Genomic DNA, 16,932 nt, shown 5'->3' with positions numbered 1-16,932 from the left:
TGTGAACGACTGGAGTACGTTAATGAGTACTATTGAAGAGCGCGTTAAGAAAGTTGTAGCAGAGCGCCTGAACGTTAAAGAAGAAGATATCCAGAACAGCTCTTCTTTCACTGAAGACCTGGGTGCTGACTCGCTTGACACTGTTGAGCTGGTAATGGCTTTGGAAGAGGAATTCGATACTGAAATTCCTGATGAAGAAGCGGAAAAAATTACCACTGTTCAGGAAGCCATCGACTACGTAAACGCCCACCAGTAAGGGCAAGTTGATGCATCAAACGAGGGTGTGGTGCTAGCACCCCCCCTTAAAAGCCGCCCTTTTAAAGGGCGGCTTTTTTGCTTTGTGCTTCACCGTGAACATAACGTTCAATCTCCGTTATACTAGTCATCTGATTTCTGCTGAAAATGACCCGGATGGGTCGAGTCACCATGGATGCCTGGAGGAAAGCTAATGGCGCGAAGAAGGGTAGTGGTAACTGGGTTAGGCCTGGTGACCCCAGTGGGCAATAGCGTGGATGAAACGTGGGCGAATATTACGGCCGGTAAGAGCGGTATCGCGCCCATTGAGCACTTTGATACAAGTAGCTTTAATACACGCTTTGGTGGTTCGGTTAAGAATTTTGATATTAGCCCTTATCTGAATCCTAAAGAAGCCCGCAAGATGGATCTGTTCATTCAGTACGGCATGGCGGCTGGCGCTCAGGCAATACAAGATGCGGGCATTGCCTGCACAGAAGAGAATGCACCGCGTATCGGGGTGGCGATGGGGTCGGGCATCGGTGGCCTGCCCATGATCGAGCATAACCACAATGCGCTGAATAAGGGCGGCGCTCGTCGCGTATCACCTTTTTTCGTGCCGGGCTCCATCATCAACATGATCTCGGGCAATCTGGCGATTCAGCATGGCTTCCAGGGCCCTAATATTGCCATTACGACTGCGTGTACCAGTGGCACGCACAATATTGGCTATAGCGCGCGTACCATTGCCTATGGTGATGCAGATGTCATGATCTGTGGCGGTGCTGAAATGGCGACTACACCGCTTGGCCTGGGAGGTTTCTCGGCCGCCCGAGCGCTTTCAACGCGTAATGATGATCCTGAAGCGGCAAGCCGCCCGTGGGATAAAAATCGCGACGGTTTTGTACTTTCTGACGGTGCCGGTGTGCTGGTGCTTGAAGAGTACGAACATGCCAAAGCGCGGGGCGCGAATATCTACGCCGAACTTATCGGGTTTGGCATGAGTGACGATGCCTATCACATGACGGCACCGCCTGAAGATGGCCGCGGGGCTGCGCTTTCCATGAGTAATGCGATTAAAGATGCTCAAATGGATCCTTCCGAAGTGCATTATATCAACGCACATGGAACCTCCACGGCAGCGGGCGATCTGGCTGAAAGCCGGGCTGTTGAGCGGGTAATGGGCAGCGCTGCTCAGAATGTGGCGGTAAGCTCTACCAAATCCATGATTGGGCATCTGCTGGGAGCTGCTGGCGCTGTTGAGGCGGTATTCAGCATTCTGGCCATTCGTGATCAGGTGGCACCGCCCACGATTAACCTGGATAACCCCCAGGAAGGCTGCAACCTGGACTATGTGCCGCACACTGCGCGTAACATGCGTATTGATGTTGCGCTGTCCAACTCGTTTGGGTTTGGCGGCACCAACGGTTCGCTGTTGTTTAAAAAGGTATAACGCAAGATGACCCTGCCTCAGGTACCGTTTGATGACCGCGGACTGGCGTATGGGGATGGCGTGTTCGAAACGGTGCTACTGCGTCACGGCGAGCCGGTGCTTTGGCCGTATCACGTAGCACGGCTGGTGCGTGGATGTCAGTGTCTGGGTATCCCCACTCCCTGCCAGGCGGCGATCGAAGCCACTTGGCAGGGCAAGGCCACGGCACCGCTTGAAGTATTAAAACTGATCGTCACCCGGGGAAGCGGTGGAAGAGGGTATGCGCTACCCGATCCCCCAGCGCCCCGTTTACTAAGCCAACGGACTGTGTTTGCCCCCATGGTTGAACGCTGGAAAAATGGGGTAACGGTGCGTATATGCTGTTTACGTCTGGGTCATCAGCCTGCTTTAGCCGGTATCAAGCATTTAAATCGGCTTGAAAACGTAATGGCGCGTCAGGAATGGCGCGATGCCATGATTGCCGAAGGTTTGCTTGCCGATCAGCAAGGGCAGCTGGTTGAAGCGACAAGCATGAACGTGTTCTGGCAACAGCGAGGGCAGGTGTTTACGCCGCCGCTGGATAAATGCGGCGTGGCGGGCACACTGCGTCGCGCGTTAATTGATCAGGGCGCTGTCAGTGAAGCCAGCCTGTCACTTGAATTGCTACCCAGGATGGAGCGCGTTTGGGTGGCTAACTCCGTGCAGGGTGTCTGGCCCGTTCACACGTTACTATCGGAAGACAATGTTTGCCTGCAACGCTTTCAGGGCGATAGGCACGACAAGTTTCAAACGCTGGCGCACCGCCTGTTGGGCTATGCGCCAACTCCTATGCAGTAAGCCCTAACTTATTTTGTTGAGGTGAAACGTTGAAACGGTTATTGGCCGCTGTTGGAATTATCCTGGTGTTGGGCGTTGCTGTCGCGGCAGGTAGCTATCTGTATTGGCAAAACCGCCTGGAAGCACCCTTAACGCTTGATGAGCCAGTTCTTTACCAAGTACCCGCCGGTGCTGGCTTTAATCAGGTGGTAGCGCAGTTAGAGTCTCAAGGCATTATTGATGATGCCTGGGCATTTCAATTGCTGGCACGGGTTCATCCAGAGCGCGTTCCGCGTCTTCGCGTGGGTGAGTATCAGCTGACACCCGGGATGAGCGGTCTTGAGATGATCGCGCTGTTAGGCAGTAACAATGTAGTTACCTATGCATTAACGCTTCCCGAAGGGCGCACGTTTAATCAATTGCGTGAGCTGCTCAATAATGCGCCAAAGCTTGGCCATCAAACGGCCGATATGAGTGATGAAGAGATCATGGCGCTGCTGGACCGGGAAGGTACCTTTCCAGAAGGCTGGTTTTTCCCCGATACGTACCGTTATCACCTAGGGATGGATGACGTCGATCTTCTGCGTCAAGCGCTTGCGCGCATGGAGCGTATTTTAGAGGAAGTGTGGGAATCTCGTGCAGAAGACCTGACCGTTGAATCGCCTTACGAGGCGCTTATCATGGCATCGCTTATCGAGCGGGAAACCGGGGCGCCTGAAGAGCGGCGTGAAATTGCCGGTGTCTTTAAGCGCCGTATGGAGCAGGGCATGCGCCTGCAAACCGACCCTACCGTGATTTACGGCATGGGTGAGCGCTACGCGGGGCGTATTACCTATGCCGACCTGCGCGAAGCCACGCCTTACAATACCTATGTGATTAATGGTATGCCGCCCACGCCGATTGCCATGCCGGGGCGGGCGTCGCTTGAAGCGGCCGTTAATCCTCTGCCCGGTGATACGCTGTATTTTGTATCGCGTGGCGATGGTACGCACCAGTTCTCACGCACGCTGCGTGAGCACAATAATGCGGTTAATCGTTATATTCGCAACCGTTGATTAAGGGATCGCAATGACTAAGCGGGGACGCTTTATTACGCTGGAAGGCGGCGAAGGCGTAGGCAAATCCACCAATATGGCCTTTGTGGTCGCCTCGCTTGAAGCGCAGGGTTTTGAGGTTGTAAGTACGCGGGAGCCAGGTGGTACGCCGCGCGCCGAAGCGATCCGTACGCTCCTGCTCGACCCTGCTCCGCAGGAGCCGTTACATGCCGATGCTGAGCTTTTATTGATGTTTGCCGCGCGTGCCCAGCATCTGGCCGAAAAAATAGTGCCGGCGCTGGAGCGTGGAGCATGGGTCGTGTGCGACCGATTTACTGACGCAACTTTTGCCTATCAGGGGGGCGGGCGAGGCATGTCGGTTGAGCGGATTGCCCAGCTTGAGGCGTTTGTGCAAAAGGGGCTCGCACCTGATCTGACCCTGCTGTTGGACATGCCGTTAACTGCCGCGCAATCACGTCTTGAGTCACGTTTGAATAGTCAAAACGAGCAGCGTGACCGTTTTGAGCAGGAGCGTGGCGAATTTTTCCAGGCTGTTCGCGAAGCCTATCTGGCCCGAGCCGACGCCGAACCGGAGCGCTTTGCGCTGATTGATGCGCATCAGTCACTTGCCAGTGTGCAAGCCGACATTCACGACACGCTCGCCGAACGGATAGCGCTATGGCGTTAACCGGCATACTGCCGTGGCAGGAAGTCACTTGGCGACAGCTGGTGCGCCTGGCGGATGAGGGGCGTATGCCGCATGCGATTTTGCTAAGCGGTGCCCACGGCGTGGGTAAGCAGCAGCTGGCTGAGACACTGATTGCCCGCACGCTATGCGCAAACCCCGATGTGTTGGCATGCGGCCAGTGTCATAGCTGTTCTATGCTTGCATCAGGCTACCATCCTGATCTGCTGCGCGTTTCTCCTGAAGAGGGCAAACGACAGATACGTATTGACCCTATCCGCGACGTTAACCGGTTTGTGTCGCAGACCGCCCAGCAGGGCGGCTATCGCGTGATTGTGATTTCTCCGGCTGAGAGCATGAACATCGCCGCTGCCAATGCGTTGCTGAAAAGCCTCGAAGAACCGGGCGCCAAGACGCTATTTATTCTGCTTTCTGATGTGCCCTCGCGCATGTTGGCGACCATACGTTCGCGTTGTCAGCAGTGGTCATTGCCGAGCGTCGCGTTCGAGGCATCGCGAAGCTGGCTGATTGAAAAACTGGGCAGCCAGGATGAAGCGTATTTTTGGTGGCGTGTGTCGGGTGGTTTGCCGCTTTTGGCGGTTGAGCTGGCTTCGCCTGAAGAGCGGGCATTACGCCATCAGATCCATGACTGCTTTGAGCAGCTGGTGCGCGGTGCTGAGCCGGTGTCAGAAGCCGCGCGGCTTGATCGTCAGGCGATTGATGCCATCCTGTGGTACGGTATTGCCTGGCTTGAAGATCTCATTCGGTTGGGTATCTCCGGCGAAGCGGACGTATTACACAACCCCGATTTAGAGCCTCTTTATCGTCAGGCGGTTAAAAACGGCCGTGTTCAGGACTGGTTTCGTTTATTGGACTACGCCCGTGAACAGCGGCGCCTGTTGGCGGTGGGAGCCAACCCCAATCCGCAGCTGGTGCTGGAAGCCTGGCTAGTGCGTTGGGCCGCGCTACTGCGGTCGTAATTTTCTATGGCGCGCGAGGATGATATGAATGTTCACAAAGCCCTTGCCCTGACCGTGCCCGATATTGCTACGCTATTGTCTGCCTATATGCCGTTTTTAGACCGTGGGGGCATTTTTGTTCCCACCAAAACGCCGTATGCGTTGGGCGATCAGGTCACTTTACTTCTTACTTTGCCGGATGAAAGCGAACGGGTCACCGTTTCGGGTGATGTTGTGTGGGTGACACCCAGCGAAGCAGACACCCAGCGTACGCCGGGCATTGGCGTGCATTTTCGCTCACAGGATAATGCTCTGCGCGAGCGTATCGAAACGTTACTGACAGAGGCAAGTTCTACGACTCCCTCGTTTACGCTTTAATATCCTGCCTTATTCTTCCTTATTGTTGCTGAGACGTTCATGTTTGTTGATTCGCACTGTCATTTAGATCGTTTATCTGAACATACCCATGGAGGCGATATAGCCGCCACGCTGAACGCGGCGCGGGCGGCCGACGTCAGTCAGTTTTTGGCGGTTGCGGTAACGCTTGACGATATGCCGGGACTTGCTGCGATTGCCCGCGAGCATGCTGATGTCGCTATCTCGGCAGGCCTGCACCCGCTGCACAAGCCTGAGCAGGAACCCAGTATCAGCGATATTCAAGAAGCCGCCGAGCGATATGGCGCGGTGGCCATTGGTGAAACCGGGCTGGATTATCACTATCAGGACAGCGTGTCGGCTGATGTGCAGCATGAACGCTTCAAGCGCCACTTGTTGGCCGCGCGGGAGCTTGAACTGCCGGTCATCGTGCATACTCGCGAAGCTAAAGAAGATACGCTCGCCTTATTGCGCGAACACAGTAACCCGCGGGTCGGGGGCGTACTTCACTGCTTTACCGAAGACCTGGATATGGCCCGCGAGGCCGTGCGGCTTGGCTTCTATATCTCGTTGTCAGGTATTATTACCTTCAACAACGCTGCATCACTGCGTGAGCTGGCTCGCCAACTGCCGCTTGATCGCCTATTGATTGAAACCGACAGCCCTTATCTAGCGCCTGTGCCATACCGCGGCAAACCCAATGAGCCTGCCTGGGTGGTCGAGGTGGCGGAGTGTATCGCCAAGGAGCGTGGGGTGAGTGTTGATGAGGTGGCCATGCAGACAACCGCTAATTTCTATCAGCTTTTTAAAGCGACAGTGCCCGATGCCCCGGCGCATATCAAAGACGCACTGGCGCAGGCTGGGTTAGTGTCATCACGTTAAACTGTGCAAGCGTAAGGTGGGTGCGATGAATATTGATCGACTACTCCAGCAACGTCAAAGCGCGGCCAGTATTCCGCCTTTAGATCAATGGCAGCCAGCGCTGTCGGGTGATATCAATATTGTGATTCAGGCCGATGGTACCTGGCTGCACGATGGGCAGCCGTTTGCCCGGCCGAATATTGCGCGCCTGTTATCTACGCTTTTGCGCCATGATTCAGACGGTGTTTGCCTGGTAACGCCGGTTGAGCGTTGGCGCGTTCAGGTTGAGGATTTGCCTTTTGTGGCGGTCGAGGCCGATTTCCGTGATGACGCCTGGTGGTTTACCACCCAGTTTGATGATGTCGTACGTTTGGACCAGTCGCACCCTTTATCCATTAGCCAGACGCCGCAGGGCGAGTCGGTGCCGGAAGTCAGCGTGCGTTATGGGTTGGCGGCCAGATTGCATCGCCATGTGTTTTACCAATTGGTTGAGGCCTCCAGCACCCGGGAGCTTGCTAACGGTCAATGTGAGGTGGGTATTTGGAGCGCCGGTGACTGGTATCCGCTAGGCCAGGTCGACGCTATGGATGATGGCTCGCCAAGTGAGGTTTCGTGAAGTTAACCGCTGAGCAGCATGCCGTAGTGCATCATAGCGGTGGTCATGCGCGGGTAGCGGCTGTTGCGGGCGCCGGCAAAACGACCACTATGGCGGCGCGGGTTTTGCATTTGCTTGCCAGCGGCGTAGAGCCAAAACGGATGCTGGTGCTGATGTTTAACCGCTCGGCGCGCGATGACTTTCATCAGCGCTTGGTCAAGATGGCGCCTGACGGCCAGGTATTGCCCGCCGTGCGCACCTTTCATTCCTTGGGTCACCGGCTTACTCAAAGCCTGTGCCGCTGGGGCGCGCTTGCGCCACGGCGGCTACTCTCGGCTGACTGGCAGCTGGAGCGCTTGCTGCGCCAAGCGAGTATCAATGTGCTGCGTGACAGCGTGGAGCGCCGCGATGCGGCGATTGAAGGTGACCGCCTGGAAGCGCTGGCGCATTTTTGTAACTTGGTTAAAGCCGAAATGGCCGCGCCTCAAGCGCTTTATGAGCGGCTTAATTACGAGCCCGATACCGATTATTTTCCTGCCGCCTTTGATGAGGCGGAAAAAATGCTCAGTAACGAAGGTCTGATGACCTACGCCGATCTTTTGTATCGGCCGCTACAGGTGTTGGAAGCTGACAGTACACTACGCCAGCGGGTCGAAGGCTTTCTGGATCACGTGATTATTGATGAGTATCAGGATATCAACGCTGCGCAGCAGCGCCTTTTGGCAGTGCTGGCGGGCAGTACGGCGTCGGTAATGGCGGTAGGTGATGCTAACCAGTGCATTTATGAATGGCGCGGCGCCCGGCCGGATACCATGCTAGAAGACTTTACCGCTACGTTTGGGCAAGCAACCGACTACCCGCTTTCCACGACCTTTCGCCATGGTCACGCGCTGGCACTTACCGCGAACCACGCGATCGTGGCCAATCGGCGGCGTCCTGATCAGCTGTGTTTGGCCGCGCCGCATAACCCGAATACGCGGGTGTCGGTCGGGCAGGGCAATACCGTATTGCTGGATACCTTGATCGACTGGAAAGCGCAGGGCCGCGCCTTTAACCAGGTGAGTCTTCTAGTGCGTAGCTGGGCGCTTTCCGTGCCTTTTCAATTGGCGCTTCTCCAGGCGGGCATTCCGTTTCGTCTGCTGCGTGAAGACCGCTTTGTATTTCGTTTGCCACTGGTGCAGGCATTGGTCGGCTATTTAAAGCTTTCGCGTCGCCCTGAATTACTTCATCACCCTGAACATCTGCTGCTGTTGCTTTCGCAACCAACACCTTTCGTAGCACGCGATCGGCTACAGCGCTTGGCGTATCAGCTGGCAACTACACAGAGCTGGCCAGAGCGGCATGACCCCGTCCTCACGGAGCTAAAGCCATTGCAGCGGCGTACGCTAAAAAAACGCTGGGCTTTATTGTGTGAGCTTCCCAGGTTAAGCGCCTGGCCGCCGGCCAAACTGCTCAGTCATGTAGTGGAAAGTATCGACGCCGAGAAGACCTTAAAACGTGCTGCGGCACGGCGTGATAAAGGCGAAGAGGATGTGCGTCTTCTGGACGTGCTGATCGAGCAGGCGCAAAGCGTTCAAGACCCGGATGCGTTTATTGAGCTTTTAGAGCGCCCGGTTGAAAACCAGGCGGGGGGCGTGCTGATTTCAACCGTACACGGCGCCAAAGGGCTGGAGTGGCCGCTGGTTGTGGTGGCTGGCGTCAATGAAGAAGATTTCCCCCACTATAGTCGTGAAACGCCGCTAAGTGATGAGCGCTTGGAAGAGGAGCGACGGCTGTTTTATGTGGCGATTACCCGTGCAGAAGAGCAGCTAATAGTGTTGCACGATGGCGGCGCGCATCGCCCTAGCCGCTTTATCGCTGAAAGCGCGTGGCAGGACAGTATGCGTATTGCTGAGTGTCTGGCACAGAATGCGCCTGGCAGTGCTGCACTGAGCGTGGCGTCACCCGCTATTGTTAAGCGCTATCTAGAGCGCTTGGGGCGCGATGATATTACCCTCGCGGTGCCTGAGGTTCGGGAGCCCAAGGCCTCTTATGCGCCGGGCGAGCCCTTTTATCCAGGGCAGCGGCTGCATCATGCGGTATTTGGTGAGGGAGAGATTGCGTCGGTTGAGGGTAATCCTGCTGATCCGGTGATTGATGTACGTTTTGTCCAGGCAGGACGGCGACGTTTGATTGCTCGCCGTGCACCCATTGAGCGGCTGGAGCCGCCCGCTCAGCCAGCCTGAACGTGTAAGGTTTAGGCTGGCATTTGGGCGTGCTCTAAAGAGCACGTGCGGGTATTACATGTTCGGATAGTTGGGGCCGCCGCCGCCTTCTGGCGCTACCCAGTTGATGTTCTGGGCCGGGTCTTTAATATCACAGGTTTTGCAGTGCACGCAGTTTTGGAAGTTGATCTGAAAGCGTGGTTCGCCTGCCGTATCTTCCACCACTTCATAAACCCCAGCTGGGCAGTAGCGCTGAGCAGGCTCGGCGTACTTGGGCAGGTTTTCCTGGATAGGAATTTTGGGGTCATCAAGGCGCAGATGGCACGGCTGATCCTCTTCGTGGTTAGTGTTGGAGAGAAACACCGAAGACGGCTTATCAAAAGACAGCTTGCCGTCAGGCTTTGGGTAGTTGATTTTTTCGAACTCAGACGCAAGCTTTAGCGCGCCATGATCGGTAGACGTGTCGTGCACATTGGGTAATTTGCTGCCCAGTAGCTGGTTAACAAAGTTATAGGCGCCGCCGCCCACCGTGCCGTATTTGTGAATCGCCGGACCAAAGCTGGCGCTCTCTTTTAGCTCCTGATAGGCCCAACTGGCTTCCCACTTCTCAGTGAAGCTAGTCAGTTCCTGGGCGCCTTCATCGCCGCCTTTAATCGCTTCAAAGACGCTTTCTGCCGCGACCAGCCCTGACTTCATTGCCGTATGCAGGCCCTTGATCTTGGAGAAGTTAAGCGTGCCGGCATCGCAGCCAATCAACAAGCCGCCTGCAAAGGTCATCTTGGGCAAGCAGTTAAACCCGCCTTTGGTAATGGCCCGAGCGCCATAAGCCACACGTTTGCCGCCTTCCAGATATTGGCTTAGTGCCGGGTGATGCTTCATGCGCTGAAATTCATCAAACGGCGACAGCCAGGGATTCTGGTAAGACAGATCCATAATCAGGCCAACCACGACCTGCTGGTTTTCAGCGTGATAAAGGAACCAGCCCCCATGAGCGTTCTTATCCAAAGGCCAGCCAGAACCATGCACGACCACACCGGGCTCATGCTTGTCGGCGGGCACATCCCACAGCTCTTTCAGGCCAATGCCGTAGTGTTGCGGATCGCGCCCTGAATCAAGAGAGAAGTGCTCGATAAGACGCTTGCCTAAATGGCCACGCGCGCCCTCGGCAAACAGCGTGTACTTGGCACGCAGCTCCATGCCGGGCATATAGCCATCTTTCGGCGTGCCGTCAGCGGCCACACCCATATCGCCAATGATAATTCCGCGTACGGCATCTTCTTCAATAATCACTTCCTGTGCGGCAAAGCCCGGGAAGATTTCAACGCCCAAGCTCTCTGCCTGTTCGGCGAGCCAGCGGCATAGATTGCCGGCGCTGATCACATAGCGGGTGATATCGCCGCCGGTATTGTGCATGCTCTTGGGCACTACGGCATTTGGCAGCTTTTGAGCTTTGTGCGCGTCTTTAAGCAGGTAAACATCGTCACGAGTGGCGGGGGTGTTTAAGGGAGCGCCACGCTCTTGCCAGTCGGGAAACAGCTCCGCCAGAGCCCGCGGTTCAAAAACAGCGCCGGATAAAATGTGTGCACCGACTTCAGAGCCTTTTTCCACAACACAAACGGTCAGCTCCTGTTCGGCTTCATTGGCTTGCTGCATCAGGCGGCAGGCTGCGGAAAGTCCGGACGGACCCGCGCCTACAATCACTACATCAAAGTCCATGACATCGCGTTCAACATTTTCCACCTGGTTTCTCCTTATTCTCATAAGTGCAGTGCCTTATAAAAACACGGCCTTAATTTAAAACGGTCGTTTGCTTCTGGTTATACTCCATGATAGGCATAATACCTGTGTCAGGTCACGCCTACGATGGTAAAACCCGCCTTTCCGGCTAAGTGAGCCACAGGTAGTGCTATTTAGGGCAGTCCTTCGACCATTGCGCTGAGAATGGGTATTGTTGCCACCCAGCAGGCTGTGGCAAATTGATAGGGTTTTTTGATTGCGTACCTATCAAACGCTTGCATGAATTTATCGAAGCCTTGCCATTACGTCACCATGGCGAGGCTGACTCTTTTATAAGCGGTGTCCGCAAAGCGGGTGCCGACTTGGGTAAACGGCTTTTGCCACCAGCCAAGCGAGGAACCTATGAAAGTACTCGTCGCGGTTAAACGCGTCATCGATTACAACGTCAAGATCCGCGTTAAAGCGGATCACTCCGACGTGGATCTTACCAACGTCAAAATGGCCATGAACCCCTTCTGCGAAATCGCCGTGGAAGAGGCTCTGCGCCTCAAAGAGAAGGGCGTGGCCACGGAAGTCGTTGCCGTCAGCATTGGCCCCAAGGCCGCCCAGGAACAGCTGCGTACCGCGCTGGCGCTGGGCGCCGACCGCGCCCTGCATATCGAAACCGACGAACGGGCCGAGTCACTGGCGGTTGCCAAACTGCTGGCCAACGTCGTCGATGAAGAGCAGCCGGGGTTGGTGATTCTGGGTAAACAGGCGATCGACACTGACAATAACCAAACCGGCCAGATGCTCGCTGCGCTGACCAATCTGCCTCAGGGCACGTTTGCCTCGGAAGTGGCTGTCGATGGTGACAAGGTCAACGTCACCCGTGAAATCGACGGCGGTCTGCAGACGATTGCGCTGACGCTCCCGGCGATTGTGACCACCGACCTGCGCCTGAACGAGCCGCGCTACGCCAAGCTTCCGGACATCATGAAGGCCAAGAAAAAGCCCATGGACGTCAAGACCCCCGCCGATTATGGCGTCGAGGTGGCGTCCAAGGTCAGCCTGCTCAAGGTGGAATCTCCGGCCGAGCGCAAAGGCGGCATCAAGGTCGCCTCCGTGGACGAACTGATCGATAAACTTAAAAACGAAGCCAAGGTGCTTTAAGAGGAGTCGAACGCATGAGCATTCTGGTACTTGCCGACCTTCATGAAGGCCAGTTGGCGGGCGCAACCGCCCACGTGGTGGCGGCCGCCAAAGCGATCGGTGGCGATATTGACGTGCTGATCGCCGGGGAAGGCGTTCAAGCCGCCGCCGACGCGGCCGCCAAGCTGGACGGCGTCAGCAAAGTGCGCGTGGCGGATAACGCCGTCTATGCCCACCAGCTCGCCGAGCCCATGGGCGCCTTGCTGGTCGAGCTGGCCGGCGACTACACCCACGTATTGGCCAGCGCCTCCACCACGGGCAAAAACGTCCTGCCGCGCTTGGCCGCGTTGAAAGATGTCAGCCAGCTGTCTGACGTGATTGCGGTGGAAAGCGCGGATACCTTCAAGCGCTCGATCTACGCGGGCAACGCCATCGCCACGGTGAAAAGCGATGATGCGCTTAAAGTGATGACCGTACGCACCACCGCGTTTGACGCGGTCAGCGATAGCGGTAGCGCCACGGTGGAAGCGGTAGACGTGGTGGTCGAGAACACCCAGTCAAGCTTTGTGAAACAAGAACTGGCGCAGTCTGACCGCCCCGAACTCGGCGGTGCCAAGGTCGTCATCTCCGGTGGCCGCGGCATGGGCAACGGCGACAACTTCAAACTGCTTAACGGGATTGCCGACAAGCTGGGCGCGGCGGTAGGCGCCTCGCGCGCCGCGGTGGACGCAGGCTTTGTACCCAACGATATGCAGGTTGGTCAAACCGGTAAAATCGTCGCTCCAGATCTGTATATCGCGGTGGGGATCTCCGGCGCCATTCAGCACTTGGCGGGCATGAAAGACTCCAAAGTGATCGTTGCGATCAACAAGGACGACGAAGCGCCGATCTTCCAGGTGGCCGACTACGGCCTGGTGGGCGATCTGTTCGAGATTCTGCCCGAGCTTGAAAGCAAGCTATAAATCGCTACGCCGGATTGCACTTTAGGCCAGTGATTTTAAGCCGGCTCGTTTGTTAGCCGGCTTTTTCGTATGCATGTATTAGATAAACACGCCGTTGTTAGCTAAAGTACGGGCACGACATGAGAAAACGCCGCCAGGGCGGTTGAAAAAGGTGTCGGTTGGCCGCACCTATTAGTAGTGAACGCAACGAAAGCCACTCAAGGAGATGATAATATGGCACATACACTTCCCGAACTGCCGTACGCGTATGACGCTCTCGAGCCGAATATTGATGCGATGACCATGGAAATCCACCATTCGCGTCATCATCAAACGTATGTAAATAACCTCAATGCTGCACTAGAAGGCACGGGTCTTGAGGACGTTGCGATTGAAGAGCTCGTCTCTAATCTGGATCGCGTACCTGAAGCTAAGCGTCAGGCGGTTATTAACAACGGCGGTGGTCATGCTAACCACTCCATGTTCTGGCAAATGATGTCACCCAACGGTGGCGGTCAGCCCCAGGGTGATGTTGCAAACGCCATTGAGAGCGAACTGGGCGGCTTAGACGCCTTTAAAGAAGAGTTCAAGAAAGCGGCGTTAGGCCGTTTTGGTAGCGGCTGGGCATGGCTCAGCGTTACACCTGAGAAAAAACTGGTTGTTGAAAACACCCTGAACCAGGATAGCCCGCTGATGCACGGCAACACGCCGTTGCTGGTTCTGGACGTCTGGGAGCACGCTTACTACCTGAAGTACCAGAACAAGCGTCCTGATTATATTTCTGCGTTCTTTGACGTAGTTAACTGGGAAGATGTAGAGCGTCGTTACCAAGCAGCAATCGCTTAATTTCGCGCTATATACGCTAAGATGCCAGCTTATGGCGTCTACAAAAGACCGCCCCTTCGTGGGGCGGTTTTTTTATTTTCAAAGGGGATGCTGGGTATGAGCTGTCAATAACCTGTGGATGAAAAAAATACCATATATGCTTGAATTGATTTTCTCATGGTCTATATATAGTATGCGTGCTGTCTTTAGAGAGGGTGAAGCACTAATGCTGCTCTACCCGAAAAATACCGCTATGAAAAGGAAAAATGACCATGGCAATCCAAATTTATAGCAAGCCTGCTTGTGTCCAATGTACTGCTACGTATCGCGCCCTGGATAAGCACGGTTTAGAGTATACCGTTATCGATATTACGGCCGAGTCGGGTGCCCAACAAGAAGTGGAGGCCCTTGGGTACCGTCAGCTTCCCGTTGTGGTGGCAGGCGATGATCACTGGTCAGGCTTCCGCCCTGATCGTATTCAAGCATTGGCGTAAATTTTTATGTTGGTGGACGCCGCCGCTGAAACACCAATAGCTGGCAGCCTGGTCTATTTTTCCACCAAGTCAGGTAATACTCATCGTTTTGTACAAAAACTTGGTCTGGCTGCTCAACGGCTACCGCTTGGGCGTGATGAACCGATGCTACGTGTCACTACACCTTACATACTAATCACGCCCACCTATGGGGGCGGAGAAGCAAAAGGTGCAGTGCCAGGGCAAGTTATTCGTTTTCTCAACGATGAACAGAATCGACGCCTTATTTGCGGCGTCATTGCTGCCGGAAACACTAATTTTGGCGAAGCGTATGGCCTGGCTGGTCGCGTTATTGCAGAAAAGTGTCGTGTGCCATTGTTATATCGATTTGAATTATTTGGCACCGATGACGACGTAGCCAAGGTCCGCAAAGGAGTAGAAGAGTTTTGGAAACGACAAACCTAGTCACGAAAAACTTGGCTGAACCAAAGCAGCCGGCTACGGGAGCCTCCGAGGCGCGTACATTGGATTATCACGCGCTCAACGCGATGCTTAATTTGTACGGTGCCAACGGCGAATTACAGCTGGATAAAGACCGTGAAGCTGCGCGCCAGTATTTTTTGCAGCATGTTAACCAGAACACCGTCTTTTTCCACTCGCTGGAAGAAAAGCTCGACTACCTGATGGAAGAGGGCTACTACGAAGCGGAAATGCTGGGCCAATACAGCTTCGCCTTTATTAAAGCGTTGTTTGAGCAGGCGTATGCCTACAAATTCCGTTTCCCAAGCTTTCTAGGCGCCTTTAAGTACTACACCAGCTATACGCTAAAAACATTCGACGGCAAGCGTTACCTTGAGCGCTACGAAGACCGCGTCTGCATGGTGGCACTGACCTTGGCCCGCGGTGAAGAAGCGCTGGCAAAATCCTTGGTGGATGAAGTGATCAGTGGTCGCTTCCAGCCGGCTACGCCTACTTTTCTTAACTGCGGTAAGCAGCAGCGCGGTGAATTGGTGTCGTGCTTCTTGTTGCGTATTGAAGACAACATGGAGTCAATCGGCCGCTCGATTAACTCAGCGCTCCAGCTTTCCAAGCGTGGCGGCGGTGTTGCCTTCCTGCTGAGCAATATTCGCGAAGCAGGCGCGCCTATTAAGCGTATTGAAAACCAGTCATCGGGCATTATCCCGATTATGAAACTGCTGGAAGACGCCTTCTCCTACGCGAACCAGTTGGGTGCTCGTCAGGGTGCGGGTGCGGTTTATCTCAACGCGCACCATCCGGATATTCTGCGCTTTTTGGATACCAAACGTGAAAATGCGGATGAAAAAATCCGTATTAAAACGCTGTCGCTGGGCGTCACTATTCCAGATATTACGTTTGAGCTTGCCAAGCGTAACGACGATATGTACCTGTTCTCGCCCTACGACGTTGAGCGTGTGTATGGCGTACCGTTTGGCGATATCAGCGTCACCGAGAAGTACCATGAGATGGTGGCGGACGCGCGTATCCATAAGCAAAAAATTAACGCGCGGGCTTTCTTCCAAACGTTGGCAGAACTACAGTTTGAGTCGGGCTATCCGTACATCATGTTTGAAGATACGGTCAACCGGGCCAACCCGATTGCCGGGCGTATCAATATGAGTAACCTGTGCTCGGAAATTCTGCAGGTGAATACGCCGACAGAATATGATGATGACCTTGGCTACCGCCAAATGGGCCAGGATATTTCTTGTAACCTGGGCTCAATGAATATCGCCAAGGTGATGGATGCTGGCAATATTGGTGAAAGCGTTGAAATTGCGATTCGCGGGTTAACGGCTGTTTCTGAAATGAGCAACCTGCGCAGCGTACCTTCCATTGCTGAAGGTAATGCGAAATCTCGCGCGATCGGCCTTGGTCAAATGAACCTGCACGGCTACCTGGCACGCGAGCACATTTATTATGGCTCCGAAGAGGGGTTGGACTTCACCAACCTATACTTCTACTGCATTGCGTTTTATGCCATACGCGCTTCCAATCGTCTGGCGATTGAACAGAACGATACCTTTGCGGGCTTTGCGGACTCCAAGTACGCAACGGGCGAGTTTTTTGATAAGTACGTTGATCAAGAGTGGCTGCCGCGTACCGAGAAAGTCCGTGGACTGTTTGAGCGTAGCAGTATTACGCTACCCACTCAGCAGGATTGGCAGGAGTTGAAAGCGTCAGTCATGGAGCACGGGCTTTACAACCGCAACTTGCAAGCGGTGCCGCCTACTGGTTCGATTTCGTATATTAATCACTCGACCTCCAGTATCCACCCGGTAGCGGCCAGGATCGAAATTCGTAAAGAGGGCAAGCTTGGGCGTGTTTATTACTCGGCGCCGTTCTTGAACGAAGCAAATTTCGATTACTTCCAGGACGCCTATGAAATTGGTCCTGAGAAAATTATTGATACCTATGCCGAGGCCTCCAAGCACGTAGACCAGGGGCTTTCGCTGACTCTGTTCTTCCCGGATACCGCAACAACGCGCGATATCAATAAGGCGCAAATTTACGCCTGGCGCAAAGGCATTAAAACGCTCTATTACATTCGTTTGCGCCAAAGCGCGCTGGAAGGTACGGAAATTGAAGGCTGTGTTTCCTGCACGCTTTGA

17 protein-coding genes are annotated in these 16,932 nt (G+C 54.7%); 16 read left to right on the top strand and 1 reads right to left on the bottom strand.

Features of this window, described 5'->3' with window-relative positions:
• Window positions 1-22 precede the first annotated feature (22 nt).
• The 10 genes from acpP (at window position 23) to ACT3XD_RS00230 (ending at window position 9,216) form a co-directional block, all read left to right on the top strand.
• Window positions 23-256, top strand: coding sequence for an acyl carrier protein (gene acpP, locus ACT3XD_RS00275; RefSeq protein ID WP_008956801.1), 234 nt, complete (start codon window positions 23-25; stop codon window positions 254-256).
• Window positions 257-448: 192 nt separating this feature from the next.
• The gene (fabF, locus tag ACT3XD_RS00270) at window positions 449-1,687 is read left to right on the top strand and encodes a beta-ketoacyl-ACP synthase II (protein ID WP_192537304.1); all 1,239 of its coding nucleotides are present in this window, start codon (window positions 449-451) and stop codon (window positions 1,685-1,687) included.
• Between the two features lie 6 nt (window positions 1,688-1,693).
• Window positions 1,694-2,503 carry an aminodeoxychorismate lyase gene (gene pabC, locus ACT3XD_RS00265; protein WP_192537306.1) on the top strand — a complete coding sequence of 270 codons (810 nt, stop codon included), beginning with the start codon at window positions 1,694-1,696 and terminating at the stop codon, window positions 2,501-2,503.
• Window positions 2,504-2,532: 29 nt separating this feature from the next.
• Window positions 2,533-3,537 (top strand): endolytic transglycosylase MltG, encoded by a 1,005-nt coding sequence (mltG, locus tag ACT3XD_RS00260; protein WP_192537308.1) that lies wholly within the window; start codon window positions 2,533-2,535, stop codon window positions 3,535-3,537.
• Between the two features lie 13 nt (window positions 3,538-3,550).
• Complete coding sequence (gene tmk, locus ACT3XD_RS00255) at window positions 3,551-4,204, top strand: dTMP kinase (RefSeq protein ID WP_018915811.1); 654 nt, start codon at window positions 3,551-3,553, stop codon at window positions 4,202-4,204.
• Window positions 4,195-5,181 (top strand): DNA polymerase III subunit delta', encoded by a 987-nt coding sequence (locus ACT3XD_RS00250; protein WP_018915812.1) that lies wholly within the window; start codon window positions 4,195-4,197, stop codon window positions 5,179-5,181. The genes tmk and ACT3XD_RS00250 overlap by 10 nt, the downstream gene beginning before the upstream one ends.
• A 24-nt stretch (window positions 5,182-5,205) precedes the next feature.
• On the top strand, window positions 5,206-5,538 hold the full coding sequence (locus ACT3XD_RS00245; protein ID WP_192537315.1) for a PilZ domain-containing protein: 333 nt from the start codon (window positions 5,206-5,208) through the stop codon (window positions 5,536-5,538).
• A gap of 39 nt (window positions 5,539-5,577) precedes the next feature.
• Window positions 5,578-6,417: a TatD family hydrolase gene (locus ACT3XD_RS00240; protein ID WP_192537316.1), complete on the top strand. Its 840-nt coding sequence runs from the start codon at window positions 5,578-5,580 to the stop codon at window positions 6,415-6,417.
• 25 nt (window positions 6,418-6,442) lie between these two features.
• Window positions 6,443-7,012, top strand: coding sequence for a DUF1285 domain-containing protein (locus ACT3XD_RS00235; RefSeq protein WP_192537317.1), 570 nt, complete (start codon window positions 6,443-6,445; stop codon window positions 7,010-7,012).
• Window positions 7,009-9,216: an ATP-dependent helicase gene (locus tag ACT3XD_RS00230; RefSeq protein ID WP_192537318.1), complete on the top strand. Its 2,208-nt coding sequence runs from the start codon at window positions 7,009-7,011 to the stop codon at window positions 9,214-9,216. Before ACT3XD_RS00235 ends, ACT3XD_RS00230 begins: the two co-directional genes overlap by 4 nt.
• Before the next feature lie 54 nt (window positions 9,217-9,270).
• Here ACT3XD_RS00230 and ACT3XD_RS00225 read toward each other — a convergent pair whose 3' ends face one another.
• On the bottom strand, window positions 9,271-10,935 hold the full coding sequence (locus ACT3XD_RS00225; RefSeq protein WP_192537319.1) for an electron transfer flavoprotein-ubiquinone oxidoreductase: 1,665 nt from the start codon (window positions 10,933-10,935) through the stop codon (window positions 9,271-9,273).
• Between the two features lie 399 nt (window positions 10,936-11,334).
• On the opposite strand from ACT3XD_RS00225, the gene ACT3XD_RS00220 reads away from it, so the two are divergent.
• The 6 genes from ACT3XD_RS00220 (at window position 11,335) to nrdE (ending at window position 16,932) form a co-directional block, all read left to right on the top strand.
• Window positions 11,335-12,084, top strand: a complete 750-nt coding sequence (locus tag ACT3XD_RS00220; RefSeq protein WP_444280535.1) for an electron transfer flavoprotein subunit beta/FixA family protein — start codon at window positions 11,335-11,337, stop codon at window positions 12,082-12,084.
• Between the two features lie 14 nt (window positions 12,085-12,098).
• A complete protein-coding gene (locus tag ACT3XD_RS00215; protein WP_444280534.1) occupies window positions 12,099-13,025 on the top strand; it encodes an electron transfer flavoprotein subunit alpha/FixB family protein in 927 nt (308 codons plus the stop codon).
• Between the two features lie 213 nt (window positions 13,026-13,238).
• Window positions 13,239-13,850 (top strand): superoxide dismutase, encoded by a 612-nt coding sequence (locus tag ACT3XD_RS00210; RefSeq protein ID WP_192538863.1) that lies wholly within the window; start codon window positions 13,239-13,241, stop codon window positions 13,848-13,850.
• Between the two features lie 251 nt (window positions 13,851-14,101).
• On the top strand, window positions 14,102-14,323 hold the full coding sequence (gene nrdH / locus ACT3XD_RS00205; RefSeq protein WP_018915822.1) for a glutaredoxin-like protein NrdH: 222 nt from the start codon (window positions 14,102-14,104) through the stop codon (window positions 14,321-14,323).
• Between the two features lie 6 nt (window positions 14,324-14,329).
• On the top strand, window positions 14,330-14,767 hold the full coding sequence (nrdI, locus tag ACT3XD_RS00200; RefSeq protein ID WP_192538864.1) for a class Ib ribonucleoside-diphosphate reductase assembly flavoprotein NrdI: 438 nt from the start codon (window positions 14,330-14,332) through the stop codon (window positions 14,765-14,767).
• Window positions 14,749-16,932 carry a class 1b ribonucleoside-diphosphate reductase subunit alpha gene (nrdE, locus tag ACT3XD_RS00195; protein ID WP_444280533.1) on the top strand — a complete coding sequence of 728 codons (2,184 nt, stop codon included), beginning with the start codon at window positions 14,749-14,751 and terminating at the stop codon, window positions 16,930-16,932. Before nrdI ends, nrdE begins: the two co-directional genes overlap by 19 nt.

Origin of the sequence: Halomonas sp. AOP7-B1-5 (assembly GCF_052353045.1) — a bacterium.
In the GTDB taxonomy this organism is placed as follows: Bacteria; Pseudomonadota; Gammaproteobacteria; order Pseudomonadales; family Halomonadaceae; genus Vreelandella; species Vreelandella colorata.
The sequence above is the reverse complement of the archived record's forward strand: the minus strand, read 5'-3'. Positions and strand labels throughout refer to the sequence as shown.